The sequence below is a fragment of the Sphingomonas yabuuchiae genome, from assembly GCF_001477495.1.
Taxonomy (GTDB): domain Bacteria; phylum Pseudomonadota; class Alphaproteobacteria; order Sphingomonadales; family Sphingomonadaceae; genus Sphingomonas; species Sphingomonas yabuuchiae_A.
This window is the reverse complement of the sequence record NZ_LDTF01000144.1, coordinates 1-587: the sequence shown is the minus strand read 5'-3', so window position 1 is coordinate 587 and position 587 is coordinate 1. Positions and strand designations below refer to the sequence as shown.

The window sequence follows — 587 nt, the reverse complement described above, 5'->3', positions numbered from 1 at the left end:
CGTGGCCGAGACGCTGACCGTCTGCGGGCGCATCGCGTCCCATTCGTTGAAGCGCAGCGGCCGGTTGTCGATCGCCGACGGCAGGCGGAAGCCATATTCGGCCAGCGTGATCTTGCGCCGATGGTCGCCGCGCGACATGCCGTTGATCTGGCCGATGGTGACATGGCTCTCATCGACGAACAGCACCGCATTTTCCGGCAGATACTCGAACAAAGTGGGCGGCGGCTCGCCGGGCAGGCGGCCGGTCAGGAAGCGGCTGTAATTCTCGATGCCGTTGCAGCTGCCAGTGGCCGCGATCATCTCCAGGTCGAAATTGGTGCGCTGCTCCAGCCGCTGCCGTTCTAGCAGCTTGCCCTCGATCTCCAATTCTTTCAGCCGCTCGGTCAGCTCGAATTTGATCGCCTCGACCGCCTGTTTCATCGTCGGGCCAGGGGTCACATAGTGGCTGTTGGCGTAGATGCGCACCGAGTTGAGGCTGGCGACCTTCTTGCCGGTCAGCGGATCGAACTCGACGATCTCCTCGATCTCGTCGCCGAAAAAGGACATGCGCCAGGCCGAATCCTCATAGTGCTGTCCCTTATACACAT

1 pseudogene is annotated in these 587 nt (G+C 61.7%); it reads right to left on the bottom strand.

Annotated features, from left to right (window positions below):
* A pseudogene (locus tag NS355_RS17665) lies at positions 1-587 on the bottom strand (excinuclease ABC subunit UvrB); the annotation flags it as partial.